Genomic DNA, 25098 nt, shown 5'->3' with positions numbered 1-25098 from the left:
TGCTCGTGAAAAATGTGATTTTTGCAAGATATTTTTTAAATATGGTCTTTCAAAGGCATCAATTGACTTTTTCCCTGACAGGCAGGATATTGAAAATGGATAGATTTTAGCAGCGTCGTGGCAAAATACGGCGCTGTTGATATTTTATCTCTGATAAAAACTGTTTTTCAAAAAACCTAACGTTTCATTCAGAAAAACAGCGATATTATTGTACCTGCTATGACAGAGAGCCGGACTATCCGGCTTTTGTCACAGAGGAAAATTGACGATGGAGTAGGAGACCAGGCAATGACCCAAAACAATGCGCAACCACTTTATGATACTTTTGCACGTATCGGTTTGCGCTTCACGCGAGGAAATGGGGCCTGGCTGATCTCCGATAATGGTGAACGCTACCTTGATTTTACCTCCGGTATTGCGGTCAATGCACTTGGCCATAATCACCCGAAGCTTGTCAAAGCCGTTGAAGAACAGGCCAACAAGCTCTGGCACGTATCAAACCTTTTTCAGTCTCCCGAACAGGAAAAAGTAGCAGAGAGACTTTGTGCAAACAGTTTTGCCGACAAAGTGTTTTTCTGTAATTCTGGCGCCGAAGCAATCGAGTGCGCGATCAAGACAGCCAGACGTTACCAATATGTCAGTGGACACCCCGAACGTTATGAAATCATAACTTTTGAAGGCGCTTTCCATGGCCGCACACTGGCCACTCTTGCAGCCGGTGGCCAACAAAAATATCTTGAAGGCTTCGGCCCGAAAGCTCAAGGTTTCATACAGGTTCCTTTCGACGATGAAAAGGCATTGCGTGCTGCAATTGGCGAAAAGACTGCCGCTCTTCTTATCGAACCTATTCAAGGTGAAAGCGGGTTACGTCCGGTTCCGACCGAATTCATGCAATTATTACGTCGCGTCTGTGATGAAAACGGCCTGCTCTTTATCGTTGACGAGGTGCAAACCGGTATGGGGCGCACAGGCAAACTTTTTGCCTATCAATGGTCGAATATCGAACCGGATATCATGGCGCTTGCCAAAGGCCTTGGTGGCGGTTTTCCGATTGGCGCCTGTCTTGCAACCAAAGAGGCAGCAAAAGGCATGACACCCGGCACCCATGGTTCGACATTCGGCGGGAATCTTCTTGCAATGGCTGCTGCCAATGCAGTGCTTGACGTCATGTTGTCCGATGGCTTCCTTGATCATGTCAATGCCATGGCCAATCTTTTCAAACAGGGATTGGCTTCTATCATCGACAGGTTTCCCGATGTTGTCCAATCCATTCGCGGTATCGGGCTTTTAACAGGGCTTAAATGCGTTGTCCCGAACGTCGAACTTATCGCCGCTATGCGGGATGAAAAACTTTTAACCGTTGGCGCAGGAAATAATGTTATCCGCCTCTTGCCACCTCTCATCGTGACCGAGGATGAAATCCGCGACGGCCTTCACCGCATTGAAAAAGCTGTCCAATACGTTTCTAATGCCCACAAACAAAAATAGGCTTGTTATTATGACGAAGAATATTCGCCACTTCACTGATCTTTCAATTCTTTCACCCGAAACTGCGCGCAAAATCATCGAGCATGCCAAAAAGGTCAAAGCTCTTCTTAAAAAAGGGCAGTCGGAAAAACCGTTTATTGGCAAAACACTTGCCATGATTTTCGAAAAACCGTCAACACGCACACGCGTTTCGTTCGATGTCGGGATGCATCAATTGGGCGGCGAGGCCATTATGCTTACCGGCTCGGAAATGCAGCTTGGCCACAGCGAAACGATTGCCGATACAGCGCGTGTATTGTCGCGCTTTGTCGACATCATTATGATCCGTACAACGGCTCATACCAGAATGCTGGAACTCGCCGAATATGCGGATGTTCCCGTAATCAATGCTTTGACAGACGACACCCACCCCTGTCAGATTCTCGCCGATATCATGACCTATGAAGAACATCGCGGACCGGTTGCCGGTAAAACTTTCGCGTGGATGGGTGACGGGAACAATGTTCTGCATTCCCTGATCGAAGCTTCGGCATTGTTCAAATTCAAGTTGAGAATTGCAACACCTAAAGGTAGCGAACCACAACAAAAATACATTGATTGGGCGCGTCAGCATGGTGCCGATATCGTTCTTACCAACGATGCTGAAGAAGCCGCCAAAAATGCCGATTGCATTGTTACCGATACATGGGTTTCTATGGGGCAGGAATTCCGTGCCCGTGGCCGCAATGTTTTTCAGCCCTACCAAGTCAATGAAGCATTGATGAGTTTAGCCAAACCGGATGCCTTGTTTATGCATTGTCTTCCCGCCCACCGCGGTGAAGAAGTTGTTGATGGCGTCATCGACGGCCCGCATTCCGTTGTCTTTGACGAAGCCGAAAACCGCTTGCACGCCCAAAAGGCTGTTCTTGAGTGGTGCTTGCAGGCGTTAAAATAATACCTATCTATAAGGCTAATTGCAAAAGGTTCTACTGTATTTACCGGCTTCAGGCATTATGAAGTATTCATCTGGACAATATGTCCAGAGACTTCATTGTGCCGGAGCATCTTTGTTTTTTATAAAGTAAAATCGGTTGCAACCATTTTTGCAATAATACTCTGGCAGTCTTTAAGGAAATGCGGTTTTGACAAAAGAAATGAATGTAAACGACCAATCGGCTCAATACAAAAAGAGCCCTTCCCTTGGTGATTTCAATTTTGCTGGCGATGATGCAGTTGTGCCTTTCGAGGTGGAAGAGCTCGACGCACGTGGCCGCGCTGTACAATTGGGAACCGCGGTCAACAGCATTTTGTCGCGCCACCACTATCCAGAACCGGTAGCGCGGTTGCTGGCTGAAGCGATGGTTTTGACTGTTTTACTCGGCACATCATTGAAATTTGATGGTAAATTCATTTTGCAGACCAGCTCCGACGGGCCGGTCAATCTCTTGGTGTGCGATTTTAAAACCCCGTCCAGTTTGCGTGCTTATGCAAGATTTAATGAAAAGAAACTCGAAGAAGCTGTTGCTTCCGGTCATGATGCCCCTGAAGAACTTCTTGGCAAAGGAACTTTGGCACTCACAATCGATCAGGGCGAACATATGCAACGCTATCAGGGGATTGTTGCACTTGACGGTTCGAGTCTTGAAGAAATAGCGCGTAACTATTTCAAACAATCGGAACAGATTCCGACCGAAGTCAAGCTTGGCGTTGCGACACTTTTCGACCGTGATGAAAATGGCCATTCAAGAGAAAGCTGGCGGGCTGGCGGTGTGCTTGTCCAACATCTTCCAAAGTCTTCCATCGAAAGCAAAACGACCAAGAAAATTGATAAGAAGACCGATCTCGACCATTGGACCGAAGTCAAGGCACTTGTCGACACGATCGAAAGTTCCGAGATGACGGATCCACAGGTAGGAGCGGAAAGACTATTGTTCAGATTATTCCACGAACATGGTGTCAGAGTTTTCAATGCAAGAACTATTCTTGATCAATGTTCATGCTCGCGTGAAAAAATAGAAAATGTCTTGAATACCTTCACCGCGGACGAGATAAACTCCAGCATTGAAAATGGCAGAATTACTGTAAAATGTGAATTCTGTTCGACGGTATATAATTTCAATCCGGAAGAATTCCGGAAAACTCAAGACAATGTAGCCAACCTGAAGGCCAAGCAAAATTGATAAGTGCAATGCAGCCGATTGGCTGCGTTGCAACATCTTGTATTTGTGTAATTCCTATAACGTAAACTGATGATGTAAACTGTTGGGCGCTTTTCTATCTAATCGTGTCGGTTTACGGGGTTTTTGTTTTCTTGAAAATTTAAACAGGTCAAAGAATATCATCAGAAAGCAATCGTGTTTAACCTTGTCACTTGCAAGTTCTCCTGTCCGGCTCCATTTCTCGCTGTCTTGTTGATTGGTGCCTCACCTTGTCGCCAACCCAAATAATTATCGAAGCAGCTTTAACAAACTGATTATAGTTTCAGTTGATGCCTTTCGACATTCATCGGTTCTAAACAAGGGCAAATAAAGTTGTTTGAGGAATTTCATCAATCTTTTCTCAAAACGGTTTTCAAATCTGGAAAAGTACAGATGATGAAAAGCAAAAAACGAGACTAGTGCTTCCTCTATCTTTTGCTCGTTAATTTTTTGGCTTCACCATTAAAGACAAGTGTCCTTTCGCTCCTCAAATCAAGTTATTTCATAAATAGTAGTGAGGAAGTGCTTGCAGGGCTTAAAATGATTGGATAGTGCAATCGAACCCTCTTAAAATTGCCGGAATCATTCTGCTATTCTAATGATAGAGCGGAGTGAACAATCCGGTTTCCGATTTAACGCGTGAGTTTTTAACATTTTTCAAAGTCTTCCCATGTTGGCCACATTCCATAAAAACATTTGTTCAGAAAAATCGGAGCTTTGAGCCAATGCGCTTGACTGATGATGACCGCGCATTGCCGCCGCAAAGAGGTTCCCGTTCCAAAGGGGGCAAAACACGGGGAACCGGAAGCAGGCACGGGTTCATTTTCCGGCTGGTCAAATGGTGTTTTGTATTAGCAATATGGGGCGCTATCGCAATTGCCGGCTATGTCGGTTATGTTGCGCTCAGAATGCCGCAAGCCTCGACCTGGGATATTCCCCAACGCCCGCCGAATGTGCGTATTATCGATCGTAACGGATTTCTGATTGCCAATCGCGGAACCACCGGTGGTGAAGCCCTTTCATTAAAAGAAATGAGCCCGTGGATACCAAAGGCCGTGGTGGCAATTGAAGACCGCCGTTTTTACGACCATTATGGTGTTGATCCGATTGGAATTGCGCGCGCAATGGTAACTAATATTATCCATAGTCGCAGCAAACAGGGCGGTTCAACACTGACCCAACAATTGGCCAAAAATCTGTTTCTTTCTCCCGATAGGACATTGGAAAGAAAGGTGCAGGAAGCGCTACTTGCGCTCTGGCTCGAGCATAAATACACCAAGGATCAGATCCTGGAAATGTATTTGAACCGCGTTTATCTTGGTTCGGGTGCTTATGGTGTCGAGGCAGCCTCAAGACGATATTTCGGAAAATCGGCAAAAGATGTTGATCTGATGGAAGCCGCAACTCTGGCGGGATTGCTAAAAGCGCCCTCGCGCCTTTCTCCTGCACGTGATCCGAAAGCTGCCAATGACCGCGCCAAACTCGTTCTTGCTGCCATGAAAGAAGAAGGCATGGTGAATGACGCCGAGGTCGCGATGGCAGAAGCCGAACCGATGGCGAAGGCTGAATCTTATTGGACAGGTTCGGAAAACTATGTCGCCGATCAGGTTGTTCAACAATTACCATTTCTGATTGGCGAGACCGATAAGGATATTGTTGTCGAGACCACACTTGATATGACACTTGAAAGGGCTGCCGAAGAGGCAATCCGCACACAAATTTCCGAAAACGGGGAAAAACGTGACGTTAGTCAGGGTGCACTTGTATCCATTGATAAAAGCGGGGCAATCCGCGCCATGGTGGGCGGAGTAGACTATGCGCAAAGCCAGTTCAACCGCGCAACCGATGCAAAAAGACAACCCGGTTCGACGTTCAAACCTTTTGTCTATCTTGCTGCGCTTGAAGCCGGCCGTACCCCCAATACAATTCGCAATGATGCACCGGTCAGAATTGGCAATTGGACGCCGAGAAATTATGGCGGCAAATATATGGGTGAAGTTACATTGACCACTGCCCTATCCCATTCGCTAAACTCTGTTGCCGCCCAATTGATTATGGAGGTCGGTACCGACAAGGTCATCGAAGTGGCTCACCGTCTCGGCATCCATTCGGCTCTTTCGGACAATGCCTCGATTGCACTCGGCACGTCGGAAGTGAGCCTGCTTGAATTGACCGGTGCATTTGTGCCTTTTGCCAATGGCGGTTATAAGCCGCAACTGCGTCTGATCTCGAAAGTGGAAGATACGAACGGTAAAACCATATATGATTTTGGTGAAATTACTGCCAATCGCGTTGTCGAACCGGATATTGTCGGCATGATGAATGCAATGCTTGAACAAACTGTCGAGAATGGCACAGCACGAAAAGCTGCAATCGACCGGCCGTCAGCCGGAAAAACCGGCACGAGTCAGGATTTTCGTGACGCATGGTTTATCGGCTATACAACTGATTATGTAACGGGCATATGGTTTGGCAATGACGATGGCCACCCGATGAAAACAATCTCTGGCGGTTCGCTTCCCGTACGCGCGTGGAAATCCTATATGACGGTTGCTGAAAAATCGTTACCGGTTTCGCCGCTTCCGGGTAATTATAATCTGCAAAATGCAGTTCCCGGAGGCAATGATATTTTACCTGAAAGTGAACAACCGTCGACAACGCCTTATCCGGCTCCGCCGCCTGAACCTGGAAACAGTGACGATTATTGGGCTCCCCGTCCACAAGTCGACGTGAATGGTGGGGCTCAGCCGGTACAAACCAAAAAACGGTCATTCTTCGACTTTTTACGTGGCCGATGACAAGGAATGCGCTAAAAATAGCTAATGTCGCTGGCAATTTGCCGTGAACACGATAAAAGTATTTTTACGGGCTAAATATTTTCAATTTACAGATAGGGTAAGCACATGCCAACAATCGTCAAGAAGCTGTGTTTTATCATACCGTTAATTCTATCGTTCATCGGTGAGGCCGAAGCTTTAACCGTTGTTCCTGCGGGTAACCGTAACGCGGTGCAACCGCCTGTTCCCGGTGCATCGGCAAAGCGCACGCGCGAACTTTCGACAAGCTATGCTGCAAAATATGCCAAAATTTACAATCTATTGAAGAATGATAGCAAACTCAGAGCACGGATTATTGCAACTGCCAAGGATTACGGCATCAATCCTATCCACATCGCGGGTGCAATAATTGGCGAACACACCTATAATGTTGATGTCTATGACCGTTTACAGACCTATTATGTGAAGGGCATGTCCTATCTTAATCAAGGTGTACAATTTGCCTATAACGGGGAAGATGTAACCGATTTTGTCAAACGCAAGCAGTTTTCCCCGTGTAACGGACTTTCCGACAGCTATAGATTATGGACATGTCGCGAAAATATCTGGGACAAGGATTTTCGAGGCAAAACAGTCGACGGGAAAAAATATCCCGATAACCGTTTCAGTGCGGTATTTTTCCAACCATTTTTTGCCGGTCAAACTTTCGGATTAGGACAGGTTAATCCGCTCACAGCTTTGATGATGTCGGATCGGGTTAACCGTATTTCCGGTTTGCCCAAGCTTTCTGCGGAAAATGGCGGACAAGTCTATAAAACTATTATGGATCCCGATCAGACCATTCCCTATATTGCAGCAACAATCCGCCAATCCATTGATGCTTATCGCCAGATTGCCGACTTTGATATTTCGGAAAACCCCGGTTTGACTGCCACACTCTATAATACCGGAGGTGCCGAAGCACGTGCGCGGGCATTGGCCGAAGAAAACAAACGGGCAGTTGCACGTGGTGAAAAACCGAAATTGCCGCAAGAAAATTATTACGGCTGGTTCGTAAACAGCAAAATCAACGATCTTAAAAAACTGTTTTAAAAACCTGGTATTTCCGCTTTTGTAGTTTCAACGTAATTCTATCGATTTTACGAAAGGATTTTCGTGGTCAGCTCATAGGATTGCTTGATGCGCTTTTTAAGCCATATCCATTATTTGATTAAGATGTCACTGGGCCAGTAATAAAATCCTGCTCACCCCTTTCCGATATTTTAACAGAACATGTGCTGGACTCTTTGCCAATATGCAGATCAACTTGCACCCAAACAACGGGAAGAATGGAAAATCAACAGCTCGCTATGAATGAGCAACACAAACTATCTAAAACGGGTAGCTTATATGAAAAAGGTAACCGGCGCAGATTGAACTTGGCTAAGGATTTTGTTTTCCGTGCTTTATTTTTAAAAGCACGTAAAATGATCGACTAATGCTCCATCAGGAATTTTTTAAAACAAGCCTGTTGAAATTAATACGTTGCCTATTCCGCTTGTCGCATAATCAGATTTTCGCACAGTCAGATTTTCGCTTGCCGCCGCAGCCTGACGTAAAGTGCACCTTTTCCACCATGATTTCTCGGTGCATCGTCAAATGAAGATACAATCTGGCGGAATGGCGCGGTCTCCAGCCAATGGGGAACGGCCTGCCGCAAAACACCTTCACTGCCGACCGACAAACCTTTTCCGGTAATGACAAGAACGTGACGCAAGCCGCGATGGCGTGCAGACTGTAAAAAGTTAAGGAGTAAAGAGTAAGCTTCATCGCGATAAAGGCCGTGAAGGTCGACGCGTCCCTCGATCTCGACACGTCCGCGCGATATCTTCCGATAAGTCGGCTTATCGAATGGAAAAAGCTGCGGCGGAGCCTTTATTCCAATACTATTGTCATCAATTATATTTTCAAGCCTCGCTTTTTTAGCGATTTCCATCGAAAAAAGAGCAGGCATATCCTTTATCTCGACACTAGGCTGCTCGGATTTTGCCAAGGGAATTGCGGTACTTCTTACCTTATCCCATAAAATACGGTCTTCAAGTTTCAGCCGATAGAACTGTTCCCGATTATCGTCACGAGCCATCGTCATCCAACCTTCAAGTTATACGCCCGACGTAATCGGCTGAAGCTCTCCTAGCACTTTTGCAGAAAACTATTCACCGTCTTCGGTGCCGATAATTTTCCAGTTCGGATCGCGCGATTTGACATTCCGTGCAAACGTCCAGATATCTTTGATTTCAGCTATTGTTTGTGGGTCACCATCAATAAGTTTCTGACTATCATCGTAAGTAGCCGAGATGATCTCGCTCTCGACCCTGACCGTCAGTTGTGCAATATCAGCTTCGCACGAAGCGTCGACAATTTCTATTTTATCAATGCCGACAAACGTGAATTTGACATTTTCACCTTTTTTATCACGCTCATCAATTGCAGCAGAAAATCCCACATAAACTTCGTCGGATAAAAGCGTTTTCAGTGTTTTCTTATCCCCTTTGGCAAAAGCAGTTACGACCATTTCATAAGCCACTCTCGCACCATCAAGAAATGAATTGGGTGAAAATGTCGGATCTTCTTTGCGGATAGCGCGCAATCCTTTGTTAAGGTCGCTGTCCTCAGGGGCAATTTTATCAATATCGGAAAAATCATCGGCTGCTTTGACTTCCGGCTTTGGTAATGCAACGACGGTATCGGTTTCCTTGTCTTCCGCTTTTTCCGCTTGACGTGAATAGGGGTCGAAGGGCGGCCTTTCAAAACCTGTGCGTTTTCCCAACACACTGCGTAGCTGCAGAAAAACCACCACAGCAATAACCAGAGCAATAACCAGTACAATGTCGAAATCCATCTGCGCGGCCGATCTCCAAAACTCGAAAAATGGGTATCACTACAACAATGCGGTGATAAACTTTGATTTAAATATATAGAACAGCAAAAGCCATCATTCAAATATGGCTTTTTAATCCCTATTTAAAGAAGGAATTATATTTCTGCGATCATTATGCCTTAAAAAATCTGGAAAGGACAACATTGGTGAGAAATATCTACCGTAATACCCCCAATATTGCCGGCGTATTTTTGCTTGCCGCAATTTTTATCGAGATTGCCGGTTTCATCATTGTTGGAAAAGAGATAGGCGTCCTTGCAACATTAGGGCTTATCATTCTGTCTATGATCGTCGGATTTATCCTTCTGCGTATTCAGGGAATTACACTTCTTGCCAAAATGCAGCACGAACTTGCTGCCGGACATATACCTGACCGCGAACTTGCCCACGGTGCATTGCTTATCATGGCTGCTATCCTGCTGATCATTCCGGGTTTTGTTACCGATATTATCGGCCTTTTGTTTTTTATCCCGCAAATACGTGATCTCTTATGGAAATGGGTATCGAAAAGAATGACCGTCCGCACCAGTTTTTCATCCGGTTTTAGAGAAAACCGTTACGAAAGTAGCCATTCGCAAACGATTGATCTTGATGCGGAAGATTATCACTCATCCGATCCCGAACATTCACCATGGCGTAAAGATGACGATAACAAGCGTCTGAATTGATAATAAAGCGAAAAATAGTGAAAGGCGGGGTCCCTTTTATTGCAACAATGCCTGCGACATGCTAGCCCGTAGTATCTCTAACCCCTCATGGCGCATTTTGGCGCTAATCATGGAAGGTTTTCATTATGGCCGAAGGCGAAGCAAATAAAAATGGCGAAGCTCCCGTATTCACGGTTCTAACGCAGTATCTCAAGGATTTTTCATTTGAAAGCCCGAATGCTCCACAGGCATTGAGACCACGCGAGAAAGCACCCGAAATCAATATCGGTATCAACGTTAATGCCAATCCCATGGAAGATGACAATTATGACGTTGTCCTTTCGCTCACTGCCAAAGCTGGCGAAGGCAAGGATATGCTGTTTAACGTCGAATTGGTCTATGGCGGTGTTTTTCGTGTAAAAAACATTCCTCAGGAACATGTTATGCCGCTGGTTTTCATTGAATGCCCGCGCTTGCTCTTTCCTTTCGCACGCCAGATTGTTGCCGATGCAACAAGAAATGGCGGCTTCCCGCCTTTGATGATCGACCCGATCGATTTTGCCGGTTTGTTCCAGAAGCGCGTTGCCGAAGAACAGGCAAAAGCACAAAAGTCCAATCCTTCGTAAGAATTTAAAAACTCTTCGATCAATCCAACATTCCCGCGAAATTCGCGGGAATTTTGTTGTCTCGTTCCAATTTCCTTGCCCAACATTGACAAAATAATAACGTGGTTCGCCCAAGATAGACAAAATAACGATTGTAGCCATCCGTCTTTTGTCGTTTCATTTTCAAAACAAAATATTTTAAAAAGCGGACCGAAGCGCATTTCAGTCAATCACTTGCAAAACCGAACTTTATTGATTGTTCAAAGCAAGAAAGATCCATTCACTCTGGCTAATAAACAGAACAATCGCTACCGCACTTATCAAACCGGATTATATCTAGCCCCCTCCTCCTGCGATATGAGGTGATTATTAGCAAAGAAGCTCCCGCTTGATGTTTTAAAAACATCCCATTCTAATCGCTACAAAATAAGCCGATAGCCGCTTTAACCAACACGGTTTTTCAAATCCTGCTATTTTGAAAGTGCTTATTGAATGTGCGTTGCCCGTCGCGCGGATGAAGCTTTAGTAACACCACTTTCCCGCTTAATAATGAAAAATCGCAATTCAATTATAAAACATCAAAAACGTCATCTTTTATAAAAAACCCGCCTTTCAAGGCGGGTTTTTCTGATTTGTCTATTTTCTGATTTGTCTAAAAGCCATCGCAGTCAACTGCGACGCCAGAACCAAAAGGATTATTCCTGTTCCTGCTTCTTCAACGCGGCTCCCAGAATGTCGCCAAGTGAAGCACCGGCATCCGACGAACCATATTGTGCAACAGCTTCTTTTTCTTCGGCAATTTCCAAAGCCTTGATTGAAACTGTGATCTTGCGGGTCTTTTTGTCGAATGCGGTAACGCGTGCATCGACCTTCTGGCCGACAGTGAAGCGTTCCGGACGTTGTTCATCACGATCAAGCGACAGATCCGAACGACGGATTGTTGTTTCGAGATCATGATCGACCAGTTTTACATCAATACCATTGTCGTGGATTGCTGTAACTTCACAGGTAACAACAGCACCTTTGCGCAATTCACCGGAAGCGACAGCTTCACCGACCTTGTCACCGGAAAGCTGCTTGATGCCGAGTGAAATACGTTCTTTGTCGACATCAACATCAAGAACAACAGCCTTGACGACGTCACCCTTGTTGTATTCCTCGATAACCTGCTCGCCAGGACGGTTCCAGTCAAGATCGGAGAGGTGAACCATGCCGTCAACATCGCCTTCAAGGCCGATAAAGAGGCCGAATTCGGTTTTGTTCTTGACTTCACCTTCAACAACAGAGCCAACAGGGAATTTGTTGGCAAAAGCTGTCCACGGATTTTCGAATGTCTGCTTGAGACCCAGAGAAATACGGCGTTTTGCCGGATCCACTTCCAGAACAACAACTTCGACTTCCTGAGAGGTCGAAAGAATCTTTCCGGGGTGAACGTTCTTCTTGGTCCAGCTCATTTCTGAAACGTGGATAAGACCTTCAATACCCGGTTCGATTTCAACAAATGCACCATAATCGGTAATGTTGGTAACAGTGCCCTTGATCTTCTTGCCAACAGGATATTTGTCGGTAATGCCTTCCCACGGGTCGCTCTCAAGCTGTTTCATGCCCAGAGAAATACGATGTGTTTCCTGATTGATACGGATGATCTGTACTTTTACAGTCTGGCCGATCGAGAGGATTTCAGACGGGTGGTTGACACGGCGCCATGCCATATCGGTAACGTGCAAGAGGCCATCAATACCGCCGAGATCAACGAATGCACCGTAATCGGTGATGTTCTTGACAACACCCTCGACAACCTGACCTTCTTCAAGGTTTTGTACGATTTCAGAACGCTGTTCGGCACGGCTTTCTTCAAGAACTGTACGGCGTGAAACAACAATATTGCCACGACGACGGTCCATTTTCAAAATCTCAAAAGGCTGCGGGGTATGCATCAACGGCGTTACGTCGCGAATCGGACGAATGTCGACCTGGCTGCGCGGCAAGAAAGCAACGGCACCATCAAGATCGACTGTGAAACCGCCTTTGACCTGACTGAAAATAACACCTTCAACCCGTTCACCGGCATTGAATTTTTCTTCCAGACGAACCCAGCTCTCTTCACGGCGAGCTTTTTCGCGTGAAAGAACAGCTTCACCCATCGCGTTTTCGATGCGTTCGACATAAACCTCGACTTCATCGCCAGGTTTAAGCGAGCCGTCTTTACCCTTGGCACCGAATTCCTTTAACGGAACGCGGCCTTCGACTTTAAGACCGGCATCAATGATTGCCATATCTTTTTCAATTGCAATGATGCGGCCTTTGACAACCGACCCCTCGACAAGATCATGGGTCTGGAGGGATTCAGCCAAAAGGGCTTCGAAATCCGCTTTTGTGGGATTGTATTGTGACATAGAAACTCCTGAAGAAGTGCCTTTTGATAGGAATATGAAATAAGGCACGAGCGCCGGGTTAGTGTTAAAACGATGCTATTTTCCTGCCGCCCGCTCTTTGGCGGGGTAGTTTGGCGCATGGCCGGAAATAACATTTCTCTTAAGTCTTTTACCGTTTTTCTATAATTGGATCAATAATAGCACAAGCGGCAGCAAACGCGCCTTCTATACTCAATTTTGTTGTATCAAGCAAGTGCGCATCTTTTGCTGGTTTCAAAGGGCTTTCGGCGCGCTTCATATCGCGTTCGTCACGCCGCTTAAGATCGGCAAGAATAGCATTATAATCGGCTTTCTCGCCTTTCTCCATCATTTCTTTATAGCGCCGTTCTGCCCGAACTTCGGGGGCTGCAACAATATAGAGCTTGACGTTTGCATCGGGACAGACAACTGTTCCGATATCGCGCCCGTCAAGAACCGCCCCTTTACTTTGTTCGGCAAAAGCTTTTTGCATGTCGACCAATGTTTTACGTAAACGCCCCATCACCGCCACTTTCGACGCTGCTTCACCGATTTCATGTTCGGATAAATGCGCCCGCTCAAGTGAACCAAAATCGATTAAAGAGGCGGTTTTTACCGCAATATCCTCGTCATTGAGTGGCAAATGACGTTTTAGAAGCTCATCGGCAACTGCGCGATAGGTCAAACCTGTATCAAGATAGGAAAACCCGTAATGGGAGGCAAGTTTGCGCGCCAATGTGCCTTTTCCTGAAGCGGCAGGACCATCAATTGCAATAATAAACGGCTTGTTCGGGGTCATTCGATATGCGCTCCCAATTTCGCCATCAGACCCATAAATTCCGGAAAACTTGTTGCAATCATACGCTTGTCGTCAATTGTTACAGGTTTTCCGGCTCCAAGGCCAAGCACCAGAAAGCTCATGGCGATACGGTGATCAAGATGTGTTGTGACAATTCCGCCACCAATATTTTTCGCCGAAGGGTTGCCGGTCACGATCAGGAAATCTTTTCCCTCTTCACAATCAACGCCATTTTTTTTCAAACCGTTGGCGACGGCTGAAAGCCGGTCTGATTCCTTGACTCTCAGTTCTGCAAGCCCTTCCATAATTGTTTTTCCCTCGGCAAAAGCGGCTGCAACTGCAAGAACCGGATATTCATCAATCATTGAAGGCGCGCGCTCTTTTGGCACTTTTACCCCCTTTAATTGCGAGGAACGCACGCGAATATCGGCCACCTCTTCCCCGCCGGTCTGGCGTTTGTTTTCAAAACTGATGTCGGCTCCCATTTCCAAAAGTGTGATGATTAATCCGGTACGGGTGGGATTTAACAACACATTTTCTATGGTTATATCCGAACCTTCGGTAATCAAGGCTGCCACAATCGGAAATGCTGCTGATGACGGATCGCCGGGAATGGTAATATCCTGCCCGTGCAATTCCCCCTGCCCCTCTAGATGGATATAGCGCACACCGTCATTATCTGTCTCGACCTCAAGATCGGCACCAAAGCCCACAAGCATCTTTTCGGTGTGGTCACGTGTCATGACCGGCTCGATGACGGTGGTAATGCCGGGGGTATTGAGACCGGCAAGCAAAACGGCCGATTTTACCTGTGCCGATGCCATTGGAACGCGATAGGTGATCGGATTGGGTGTGACTGCCCCCCACAATGTCAACGGTAATCTGTCACCTTCCGAAGCTTCAACTTGCACTCCCATCAACCGCAGGGGATCAAGAATGCGCCCCATCGGCCGTTTTGACAGGGATGCATCGCCGATAAAACGTGTCTTCATTGCATAGGTACCGACAAGTCCCATAGTCAATCTTGCTCCGGTTCCGGCATTGCCGAAATCAAGCGGTTGTTCGGGTTCCAAAAGGCAACCGTTTCCTGTTCCATGGATAACATAAACATCATTATCCTTCGTGATTGTTGCGCCCATGGCCCGCATGGCATTGGCTGTGTGAATAACATCCTCACCTTCCAAAAGACCGGAAATGCGGGTTTCTCCACTTGCCAGAGCGCCGAACATCAATGAACGGTGGGAAATGGACTTATCGCCCGGTATCCGGATATGTCCGGAAAGATCGGCAGATTTTTTCGAGGTAGCAGGAAGCGGTTCAGACATGGCAAACGTATTTCTTCTTTATATATAGGAAAAGCATGCTTCTAACATAACGAGTTTCATACGTCATGAAAAAATACATCGCTTCAAGGAAATTGAACATGGTTCTTATTGTTTATCTTTGACAAAAGCATATTTTTGCGCTTAAGCACCGTGATCGGATTTTTTGATTAATCTCAACGGCATTTTGATGGACGCGTAAATGCTCGTGTCCGGTTAAATTGCTTTCCAACAAAGGAACGTGCTTATTTCTATAAGCTTCATGCAGATAGAAATGTCACGCCCAACCAAAAGAGGCTCGGTCCATGGCAAAACCTGAACTTGGAACCAAACGAATAGACCCGGAAACGGGGAAAAAATTCTATGATCTCAATCGTGACCCGATTATTTCACCTTATACTGGGATCTCCTACCCAAGATCCTATTTCGACGCCACAGCCGACGCTAAGGGCGAGGATGAGGAAGAGGAGACAGAGACGGAGGACCTTGACACGGCATTAGAGAAGCCTGAATTCATCTCGCTTGAAGATGCCGATGATGAAACAAAGGGTGGTGAAGAAATTCCTGACATCGGTGACGATGAGGATGTCGACCTTGGTGACGATGATGATGACGCATTCTTGCCGGATGATGAAGACGACGAGGATGACGACGTTAGCGGCATTATCACCGGCGGCAATAAAGTTCATAAAGACGACGACATTTAACGAGATCAAGAGGGGGAAGTCGCTTTCTTTATAAAGATTGCAATTTCCCTCTTGATCTTTGGCGCCACTCAATTTAAGAAGCCGCCAGACAGTTTGTCTTGATCCCGGAAGGTCACGTTGTGACCTTCTCATCTTGAATGGGGCTATAGCTCAGCTGGGAGAGCGCTTGCATGGCATGCAAGAGGTCAGCGGTTCGATCCCGCTTAGCTCCACCAATCTTGAAGAACCTTCCAGATTCAAAAACTTCCTTATCGCAATTTTATAATTTTTGCTGTTGGACTTCTTTGGCTTAAGGTCCATTTTTTTCAACGCTGTTTTTATCTTTTCGTTTTCAATCGGCTGTCGTTATTGTTTTTTCTATTCCGCCTGCTTTCCGTTTTTTCTCCAACCTCACGATTTTTAGCCTCCCTTGAGAAGCCGCCTGAAACATCAGCAAGAAATCCGGATTTCTCGGAATCTTGACCGCTTCAATCATAACCGAAACATGGTCGATTATTTTTGTGCTGTCGAATTGATTGACGAGAGCAGTGATAAACTTGATCGCTTAACTTTATCAATTATAAGATATTTGTTGGACGACCAAGGAATTTTGAAAAGCATTCTTATGTAGCCAATACGACAATTTTCATTTAGCTATCTACAAAATCGGTAAGGAGTTCGGCACAGAATTTATGTTGGAAGATATCTACAAAGTCATCCATGAAAGGCGCGATGTGCGCGATGAATTTTTACCCCGACCGCTTGATGATGTTGTTATAAAGAAACTCCTTGAAGCCGCCCATTCAGCGCCTTCCGTGGGCTTCCAGCAGCCGTGGAATTTCATTCTTATCCGCGATAAAAAACGAAAAAACCAAGTCAAAGAAATTTTTGCCAGAGCACAGGCCGAAGAAGCAAAAATTTTTACCGACGAAAGGCGAGAACTTTATAACCGACTGAAATTACAAGGCATCGTCAAAGCCCCTCTTAATCTTGTTGTCACATGTGACCGCTCGCGCGATGGCCGCACCGGCCTTGGCCGTTTTCATAATCCGCAAATGTCGGCTTATAGTTGTGTTTGTGCTGTAGAAAATTTATGGCTTGCGGCACGGGCTGAAAACATCGGTGTCGGTTGGGTTTCTATTTATCATGATGATGAATTGAAGGCGTTGTTAAAAATTCCGGCTGAAATAGAAATCATTGCCTATTTGTGCATCGGTTATGTCAGCCACTTTTATGACAGTCCGGAACTTGAGCAAAAAGGCTGGCGCAAACGCGTACCGCTCGAAAGCGTTATTTATCATGAAGAATGGCCAAAGAGTGCGCAATAATATTGCATTTAAATTTAAAATTGTTTTTGATTCTAATCTAAATGTGATTGAGCATTGATCAAAAAAGCGCTTAAAATCCTTGCGTTTATATGATCTGTGCGGCAAAACCGTTACTACATTGGAATTATTCAAGGAAATTCAAAATGCCTCCCTATCGCTCAAGAACTTCTACTCATGGCCGGAATATGGCCGGTGCCCGTGGCTTATGGCGTGCCACAGGAATGAAAGACGGAGATTTTGGTAAGCCGATTATTGCGATTGCCAATTCCTTTACGCAATTTGTTCCAGGCCATGTCCATCTTAAAGATATGGGACAACTCGTTGCCCGCGAAGTGGAAAAAGCTGGCGGCGTTGCCAAAGAGTTTAATACAATTGCTGTCGATGACGGTATCGCAATGGGGCATGATGGTATGCTCTATTCTCTTCCATCCCGTGAGATCATTGCCGACTCGGTTGAATATATGGTCAATGCCCATTGTGCAGATGCTTTGGTATGCATTTCCAACTGCGATAAAATTACTCCGGGAATGTTGATGGCAGCCTTGCGGCTTAATATTCCGACGATTTTTGTTTCCGGCGGACCGATGGAAGCGGGAAAAATCAAATGGAAGGGCAAAGAGCTCGCCGTTGACCTGATTGATGCGATGGTTGCGGCAGCCGATGACCATAACAGCGATTCGGAAGTTGCCAATATGGAACGGGCAGCTTGCCCGACATGCGGTTCATGTTCGGGCATGTTTACAGCAAACTCGATGAATTGCCTGACCGAAGCTCTGGGGCTTTCGCTTCCCGGCAATGGTTCAATGCTTGCAACACATGCCGACCGCAAACATCTTTTCGAGAAAGCCGGCCACCGGATTGTCGAACTGGCCAAGCGTTATTATGAACAGGATGATGACAGTGTTCTTCCCCGTTCGATTGCAACATTCAAATCTTTTGAAAATGCAATGACACTTGATATTTCAATGGGTGGTTCAACCAATACGGTTCTTCATCTTTTAGCTGCCGCGCAAGAAGGCGAAGTTGATTTTACCATGTCCGACATTGACCGGCTTTCACGCCACGTTCCGGTTATTTGTAAAGTCGCACCTGCAGTTGCGAATGTACATATGGAAGATGTCCACCGCGCCGGTGGCGTGATGGCAATTCTGGGCGAGCTTGACCGCGCAGGCCTTATCCATAGCGAGGTTGCAACGGTTTATGAACCGACATTGAAGGATGCTTTGCGCAAATGGGATGTCAAACAGACAAATAATCCCGAAATCCATGAATTTTATCGTGCCGCTCCGGGTGGTATTCCGACACAAACTCCATTCAGCCAGTCACGGCGCTACGAAACAGTCGACCTTGACCGCGAAAAAGGCGTCATTCGTGATGTCGACCATGCCTATTCGAAGGATGGCGGTCTTGCCGTTCTTTACGGCAACCTCGCCAAGGATGGGTGCATCGTTAAAACCGCCGGTGTCGACGACTCGATTTTGAAATTCAAAGGTCCGGCACGGATTTTTGAAAGTCAGGATTCGGCCGTGGTTGCAATTTTGAACGGCAAAATCAAACCGGGAGATGTTGTGCTCATCCGTTATGAAGGCCCGCGCGGTGGCCCCGGAATGCAGGAAATGCTTTATCCGACAAGCTATCTGAAATCGAAAGGTCTGGGAAAGGTTTGTGCTCTCGTCACGGATGGCCGTTTTTCCGGTGGTTCATCGGGTCTTTCAATCGGCCATGTTTCACCGGAAGCTGCCGAAGGCGGCACGATTGGTCTTGTCGAAGAAGGCGATATAATCGAAATTGACATACCAAATCGCAAAATCCATCTTGATGTTGACGATGCAGCACTGGCAAACCGCCGCAAGAAAATGGAACAGAAAGGCGACAAAGCCTGGAAGCCGGAAGAGATTCGTAAACGCAAAGTTTCCAAGGCATTACGCGCTTATGCAGCCATGACAACATCGGCAGCCAAAGGCGCTGTTCGCCAAATCTGATTTTAAAATTTTCTCTCCCGTTATGATTGGTAAATTATAGCGGGAGAGTTTTAGAGTTTTATTGTAATTTTTTAGAATATATTGTTATCTTTAACTATGCCGTGACATTCAAACACGAAGTCGGCCTCGAATTATTCCCGAACCGTTAAGGGGGGCGAATGCCAGTTATTGATGCGTTGGCTAAACATGCCACTTTGACACCCGACAGAATTGCGATTTCAATCGCCGGAAATGAAATCACCTATAAAACGCTCTACCAACGTGCCGAAGCTTTCAGACGCAATCTTTTCAATCTGGAAAAAAGCCACCCTGATCGTTTCGGTTTACCGGATGATGGCCGGCTGGTGTTGCTCGCACTTCCAAACCATTTCCGCTTTGGCGAAATTTTTGCCGGCGGTTCGGCAAGCCCGCATTGTGTTGCTGTTCTTTCTGTTGCCACACCACCAAACCAGATTGAAGAAATTATGTGTCGGCTTAGTCCCGACATTGTCATTTGCGAAAACAAAAACTGTATTATTGCTGAAATTGCCCGAGCGTTTGATCTACCAGCGCTTTATGTTGAAAAAGATGCCGACACCCAGTCAACTTATGACCGTTTTCTGGCAACTTATGACCGTTTTCTGGAAGGAACTATCCCCGATAAAACGATAGCCGATCTACCGCTTGGACCGTTTTTCATAGGCTTTACATCAGGCACAACAGGGCTTCCCAAAGCTTTTATCAGAAATCGCCAAAGTTGGAGAAACTCGCTTGTCCCCGGACGTGAGTTCTTCGGCCTCGACAAATTACATAAATCGGTTGCCCCGGGGCCCATGGCGCACGGCGTAAGCCTTTACGCTCTTATCGAAACGTTGGATAGCGGACAGACTTTTGAAAGTGTCAAAAAATTCAATGTCGATGAAGTATTGGAGCTTCTTAAAACTGCCGACCGTTTTGTCGGCGTGCCAACCATGCTTAACGAATTAAAACGACGGGCAGATGAGCGTAAATTGGTTTTTCATCAAGTGAAGCAACTTGTTACCGGAGCTTCGAAATTTGATCGGCAACATTATGCCGATGCACGTGCACTTTTTCCGAATGCAGAAATTTTACAATATTATGGTGCCTCCGAATTAAGTTTTGTTGCTGTCAACAAAATGACCCCCCGAACGCTTTCACATGAAAATTCCATGTCGCCGGTAGGAAAACCGTTTCCCGGTGTTAAAGTTACAATTCGTGATGAAAATTTGTTACCGCTCACGCCCGATAAAATCGGCACTATTTTTGTCGAAAGTGATTTGATCTCGGATGGATATTTATGGGGTGACAATGGCAAGGCATTTGTCCGTAACCAGTATGGGGCAACTGTTGGCGACCTTGGCATGATCGACAAAAATGGCGAACTTTATGTAATGGGTCGTGCCGGCGGCATGATTATTTCGGGCGGCAACAATATTTATCTTGCCGAAATAGAAACGGCATTGAAAGCTATCCCAAATATCAGTGAAGCAATTGCTTTCGGAATTGCCGATGACATTTATGGAGAACGTCTTGTCAGCGTCATTTCATTCAAAGATGCCCCGTTAACGGCAGATGAACTGCGCGAGTTTTGCCGCCCGTTAATGGAAAAATTCAAAATCCCGAAAGATTTTTATATGATCAACCATTGGCCAATGACGTGGAGCGGAAAAATTGCCCGCGTCATGGTAAAAAGAATGGTTGAAGAGGGTGCCCCTGAAATTACAAGGCTTTAAAAATGGATGAAAGCAGAACACCTGTTATTATTGCGGCGTTGAGAACGCCGATAGCGCGCGCATATGGTGCGCTTTCATCTGTTGACGCGGAATATCTTCTAAGCCCGCTCGTTCAGGCAATTGTCGAACGCACAAACATCAAAAAAACGGATATTGACGATGTTATGATCGGTAATGCTGCGGGCGGAGGAGGTAATCTCGCACGCCTTGCTGCTTTAACTGCCGGACTACCGGTTGAAATTCCGGGTGTAACAATAGATCGGCAATGCGGGTCAGGTCTCGAGGCGGTTGTTATGGCGTGCCGACTTGTTGAGGCGGGAGCGGGTGAAATTTATCTTGCCGGTGGTGCAGAAAGTGTATCGACTGCGCCTTGGCGCATAAAACGCCCCAAAACACCGCGCGAATTGCCGCAATTTTTTTCCCGTGCACGATTTTCACCCAAGACAATCGGCGACCCTGATATGGGAAACATGGCTGAAAATATTGCCAGACATTTTGGTATATCGAGACAAAGACAGGATCGTTTTGCGCTTCAAAGCCATCAACGTGCCTTGAACGCTCAAGCAGACCGTCGTTTTGATGATGAAATCATAGCACTTCAAACAGCAAAAGGCCTATTTTCCTCTGACGATTGCCCGAGAGCAGGTTTAAAACTCGAAACTTTAGCCCATTTGCGACCGGCTTTTGAAAAAAACGGAACGGTAACGGCCGGTAATTCCTGCCCTTTGAATGACGGAGCGGCACTCGTTCTGGTGACATCGCTTGAAAAAGCCAAACAGTTGGGCATTCAATACGGAATCATTTTTATTGATAGTGCTGTAAGCGGTATTGATCCCAATCTTGCCGGCGTGGGGCCGGTCCCCTCGACAAAAAAACTGCTACAAAGAATGAAGCTCGACAATTGTTCACATTTTGACGTCATTGAATTCAATGAAGCCTTTGCAGCGCAAGTACTTGCCACCATTGACGCGTTGGATATATCGGAAGAACAAATCAACCGTGATGGTGGCGCAATTGCGCTTGGACATCCTTTTGGTGCATCGGGCGCTATTTTGACAACACGGCTTTTTTCCCAGATGAAAAACCTGTCAGATGATGCACTTGGCCTTGCGACAATGGGAATTGGCGGCGGGATGGGAATAAGTGCAGCTTTCCGACCATTTCACAAAGCTTAAAATCAATTCGCATGGGTGAAAGCCGAGGTGTCATATTTTTTCGTCCTGAAGTCAGCGTTTTCGGCAATAATCGGTTTTCTGCCTCACTCATCAACGTGAGATAAAAGACCGCGATCAGTGATTACATTATATAGTGTGCTTAAAAAATATCCGTTTTGTTTTCGAATATCATTCCGCCTTGCATCATACCGCTATCGTTAAAGGTTTTAAAAAACCGGGGTGCACGCGATCTTGAAATATTCGAAAAACCATCACGCGCGGCAATTGTTTATTGCTTGCAACGGCATTCGTTAAACTCTGCCGTTATTTTCCAGCCATAGCCAGCTGTTTCAAACGATAGAGTTCTTCCAAGGCTTGCTTAGGCGAAAGTTCATCAGGATTGATTTCCTTCAACGCTTCTTCAACTTGAGAAGCTTTTTTAGTGTTCTCTGTTTCCCGCGACAGTGCTACAGAAAAAAGCGGGAGGTCATCAATCAGCTTGGCAGCTTTACCCGCAACTTCACCTTTTTCCAACTGATGGAGAACATCTTTTGCCCGCGACAAAACAGCGGCCGGAAGGCCTGCAAGTTTTGCCACCTGCACACCATAAGAACGGTCTGCCGCACCATTTCCCACCTCGTGAAGAAAAACGACATCGCCATTCCATTCTTTGACTTTCATCGTCACATTATGAAGGCGATCAAGTTTTTCGGTGAGTGCCGTCATTTCATGAAAATGGGTGGCAAAAATTGCCCGACAATGATTGACTTCATGAAGATATTCGATGGCTGCCCAGGCAATAGAAAGTCCGTCAAATGTCGACGTTCCGCGGCCGATTTCATCAAGAATAACCAATGAACGCTCGGCGGCCTGATTGAGGATTGTTGCCGTTTCCACCATTTCAACCATAAAGGTTGACCGGCCATGGGCAAGATCATCGGCAGCTCCAACGCGGCTGAAAAGCCTGTCGACGACACCGATATGGGCTGAACCGGCGGGAACGAACGACCCCATCTGCGCCATAATGGCAATCAAGGCATTCTGACGCAAAAACGTTGATTTTCCCCCCATATTAGGGCCGGTGAGCAACCAAATCGCACCATATTTCGCGCCATTCTTGGGAGAAAGATTACAATTATTGGCAACAAACGGTTCTTTGGCCTGTTTTCTCAATGCTTGTTCAACCACCGGATGGCGTCCAGCGACAATCTCGAAATCGAGCGATTGGTCTACAATCGGGCGACAATAGCCTTGTTCCTCGGCGAGAGAAGCATTGGAGGCGGAAACATCAAAAACAGAAAGTGCCATGGCCGCTTGCCGGATAAAATCGGCTTGATCAGCAATTTCTTCAACAAGCTTGTCAAACAATTCAAGTTCGATTGTCAAAGCGCGATCGGCTGCATTGGCAATGCGGCTTTCAAGATCGGCAAGTTCGGTTGTCGTAAAACGCATGGCATTTGCCATTGTCTGACGATGGATAAAACGGCTTTTTGCTTCCGTCGTTTCTGTCAATGCCGGCGCCTGAAGGGCAGTGACTTCGATATAATAACCGAGAATATTGTTATGGCGGATTTTAAGCGCTTTAACGCCCGTTTCTTCAGCATAACGGCCTTGCAATTCGGCAATGAACCGACGCGATTCGTCACGCAGGGTTCTCAGTTCATCAAGTTCCTGATTATAATTTTTGCGAACAAATCCCCCATCCCGCTTCAACAACGGCAAATCATCGGCAAGAATACGATCAAGATGGCTGTGCAGATCAACCGGCAATTTTTCAAGGGTTGTTAAAGCATCGCTTAATTCTTGCGGCAGAAGTTTGCCCGCAAACAGGTTTCTCACATCACAAATAACAGCAAATCCGCGCTGGATTGCTGCCATATCACGCGGGCCGCCGCGGCCAAGGACAAGCCTTGAAAGTGCCCGTGGCATATCCGGCGCGCTCTTCAAAATAGCCTGCAAATTTTCGGCAAACCGCATATCATTAAGAAAATATGCAACCGAATCGAGCCTCTCATTGATTGCAACCGGTGCAATCAATGGCGCCATCAAACGTTCGCTCAAAAGCCTCGCACCGCCTCCTGTAACTGTCCGGTCGATTGCTTTCATCAAGCTGCCATCACGCTGTCCTGAAAGTGTGCGTGTCAATTCCAGATTGTTGCGGGTTGCCGGATCAATAAACAGGGAGGCATTTTCATCTTCCCTTAAGGGGCGCATGAGAGGTGGACGCTCGTTGATCTGTGTTTTTTCAACATAACCGATAGCAGCCGAAATTGCCGAAAGTTCTGCACGATTGTAGTGCCCGACCCCTTCCAGTGTCGCCAGTTTGAAATAATCGCAAATGTTGCGTTCAGCCATATTGCTATCAAAAAGGCTTGCTGCTTGTGGTGTGACGATGCGGCCGAGCTGGTTGAATAGCGGCTTTAATGTCTCGTCATGGAAAACATTATCGGCCACAATCAGTTCTTGCGGGTCGATGCGCATGATATCGGCAAGCAAACGATCGGCATGAGCACGGCTTACTTTAAAAATTCCCGTTGAAATATCGATCCATGCAATTGCAAATTCCTGATCTTTACCCGATCCGGTGCGCGAAAGCGCCATAAGATAATTGGCACGCGCCGGATCAAGCAACTTGTCTTCTGTCAAAGTTCCCGGTGTGACGAGACGGATAACATTGCGCCGCACAACCGATTTGCCCCCCCGTTTTCTCGCTTCGGCGGGGTCTTCCATCTGCTCGCAAACGGCCACGCGATAACCGCAGGCAATAAGTTTTTGTAAATAATCATCTGCAGCATGAACAGGAACGCCACACATTGGCACATCTTCGCCCAAATGCTTGCCACGTTTGGTAAGCGCAATTCCCAATGCTTTGGAAGCTTCAACGGCGTCATCAAAAAAAAGCTCGTAAAAATCACCCATACGATAAAACAACAAATAATCGCTATTTGCCGCTTTTATCTCGATATATTGCTCCATCATCGGGGTGATACGCTCGTCGGAGCGGTTATGCTTTTTTCCCGGCTTTTCTGCCGCCATTTCGTCGTTAACTTCTTCTGCCATGCCTTTTTAACCTTTGCTTTCGGCTTG

18 protein-coding genes and 1 tRNA gene are annotated in these 25098 nt (G+C 46.4%); 13 read left to right on the top strand and 6 right to left on the bottom strand.

The genetic code is table 11. The features are described from left to right. The first annotated feature begins 288 nt into the window (after positions 1–288). The 5 genes from H3V14_RS02570 (at position 289) to H3V14_RS02550 (ending at position 7534) form a co-directional block, all read left to right on the top strand. Positions 289–1488 carry an aspartate aminotransferase family protein gene (locus H3V14_RS02570; RefSeq protein WP_075869707.1) on the top strand — a complete coding sequence of 400 codons (1200 nt, stop codon included), beginning with the start codon at positions 289–291 and terminating at the stop codon, positions 1486–1488. Between the two features lie 10 nt (positions 1489–1498). Next, on the top strand, positions 1499–2422 hold the full coding sequence (gene argF / locus H3V14_RS02565; RefSeq protein ID WP_198226332.1) for an ornithine carbamoyltransferase: 924 nt from the start codon (positions 1499–1501) through the stop codon (positions 2420–2422). A 199-nt stretch (positions 2423–2621) separates the two neighbouring features. After that, positions 2622–3647: an Hsp33 family molecular chaperone gene (locus tag H3V14_RS02560; protein WP_198226541.1), complete on the top strand. Its 1026-nt coding sequence runs from the start codon at positions 2622–2624 to the stop codon at positions 3645–3647. Between the two features lie 743 nt (positions 3648–4390). Then, positions 4391–6463 (top strand): transglycosylase domain-containing protein, encoded by a 2073-nt coding sequence (locus H3V14_RS02555; RefSeq protein WP_198226330.1) that lies wholly within the window; start codon positions 4391–4393, stop codon positions 6461–6463. A 105-nt stretch (positions 6464–6568) separates the two neighbouring features. After that, positions 6569–7534, top strand: coding sequence for a DUF1402 family protein (locus tag H3V14_RS02550; RefSeq protein ID WP_198226328.1), 966 nt, complete (start codon positions 6569–6571; stop codon positions 7532–7534). Between the two features lie 472 nt (positions 7535–8006). On the opposite strand, the gene H3V14_RS02545 is transcribed toward H3V14_RS02550, so the two are convergent. Beyond that, the gene (locus tag H3V14_RS02545; protein WP_198226326.1) at positions 8007–8564 is read right to left on the bottom strand and encodes a Smr/MutS family protein; all 558 of its coding nucleotides are present in this window, start codon (positions 8562–8564) and stop codon (positions 8007–8009) included. A gap of 69 nt (positions 8565–8633) precedes the next feature. Continuing rightward, positions 8634–9323 (bottom strand): Tim44/TimA family putative adaptor protein, encoded by a 690-nt coding sequence (locus tag H3V14_RS02540; RefSeq protein ID WP_198226324.1) that lies wholly within the window; start codon positions 9321–9323, stop codon positions 8634–8636. Between the two features lie 185 nt (positions 9324–9508). On the opposite strand from H3V14_RS02540, the gene H3V14_RS02535 reads away from it, so the two are divergent. Both H3V14_RS02535 and secB read left to right on the top strand, forming a co-directional pair. Continuing rightward, positions 9509–10030: an FxsA family protein gene (locus H3V14_RS02535; protein WP_198226322.1), complete on the top strand. Its 522-nt coding sequence runs from the start codon at positions 9509–9511 to the stop codon at positions 10028–10030. 125 nt (positions 10031–10155) lie between these two features. Beyond that, complete coding sequence (secB, locus tag H3V14_RS02530) at positions 10156–10635, top strand: protein-export chaperone SecB (RefSeq protein WP_075869701.1); 480 nt, start codon at positions 10156–10158, stop codon at positions 10633–10635. Positions 10636–11309: 674 nt separating this feature from the next. Here secB and rpsA read toward each other — a convergent pair. From rpsA to aroA, 3 genes are all read right to left on the bottom strand, one after another. Then, positions 11310–13010: a 30S ribosomal protein S1 gene (gene rpsA, locus H3V14_RS02525; RefSeq protein WP_075913611.1), complete on the bottom strand. Its 1701-nt coding sequence runs from the start codon at positions 13008–13010 to the stop codon at positions 11310–11312. Positions 13011–13158: 148 nt separating this feature from the next. Further along, a complete protein-coding gene (gene cmk, locus H3V14_RS02520; protein ID WP_198226320.1) occupies positions 13159–13806 on the bottom strand; it encodes a (d)CMP kinase in 648 nt (215 codons plus the stop codon). Then, entirely contained in the window at positions 13803–15131 is a 1329-nt protein-coding gene (gene aroA / locus H3V14_RS02515; RefSeq protein WP_198226318.1) for a 3-phosphoshikimate 1-carboxyvinyltransferase, read from the bottom strand. Before aroA ends, cmk begins: the two co-directional genes overlap by 4 nt. A 302-nt stretch (positions 15132–15433) precedes the next feature. On the opposite strand from aroA, the gene H3V14_RS02510 reads away from it, so the two are divergent. The 6 genes from H3V14_RS02510 (at position 15434) to H3V14_RS02485 (ending at position 22032) form a co-directional block, all read left to right on the top strand. Next, positions 15434–15835, top strand: coding sequence for a TIGR02300 family protein (locus tag H3V14_RS02510; RefSeq protein WP_075869697.1), 402 nt, complete (start codon positions 15434–15436; stop codon positions 15833–15835). Positions 15836–15974: 139 nt separating this feature from the next. Next, positions 15975–16050 (top strand) — tRNA-Ala (locus tag H3V14_RS02505). Positions 16051–16506: 456 nt separating this feature from the next. After that, positions 16507–17142 carry a 5,6-dimethylbenzimidazole synthase gene (gene bluB, locus H3V14_RS02500; protein ID WP_198226316.1) on the top strand — a complete coding sequence of 212 codons (636 nt, stop codon included), beginning with the start codon at positions 16507–16509 and terminating at the stop codon, positions 17140–17142. 143 nt (positions 17143–17285) lie between these two features. Beyond that, positions 17286–19124 (top strand): dihydroxy-acid dehydratase, encoded by a 1839-nt coding sequence (ilvD, locus tag H3V14_RS02495; RefSeq protein ID WP_198226314.1) that lies wholly within the window; start codon positions 17286–17288, stop codon positions 19122–19124. 158 nt (positions 19125–19282) lie between these two features. Further along, complete coding sequence (locus tag H3V14_RS02490; protein ID WP_198226312.1) at positions 19283–20857, top strand: AMP-binding protein; 1575 nt, start codon at positions 19283–19285, stop codon at positions 20855–20857. Between the two features lie 2 nt (positions 20858–20859). Continuing rightward, the gene (locus H3V14_RS02485) at positions 20860–22032 is read left to right on the top strand and encodes a thiolase family protein (protein WP_198226310.1); all 1173 of its coding nucleotides are present in this window, start codon (positions 20860–20862) and stop codon (positions 22030–22032) included. Between the two features lie 303 nt (positions 22033–22335). On the opposite strand, the gene mutS is transcribed toward H3V14_RS02485, so the two are convergent. Further along, on the bottom strand, positions 22336–25047 hold the full coding sequence (mutS, locus tag H3V14_RS02480) for a DNA mismatch repair protein MutS (protein ID WP_246784964.1): 2712 nt from the start codon (positions 25045–25047) through the stop codon (positions 22336–22338). Positions 25048–25098 lie beyond the last annotated feature (51 nt).

It is taken from the genome of Bartonella sp. W8151 (assembly GCF_016100385.1).
In the GTDB taxonomy this organism is placed as follows: Bacteria; Pseudomonadota; Alphaproteobacteria; order Rhizobiales; family Rhizobiaceae; genus Bartonella; species Bartonella apis.
Note: the sequence above shows the minus strand (reverse complement) of the source record. Positions and strands in the feature narration are given on the sequence as shown.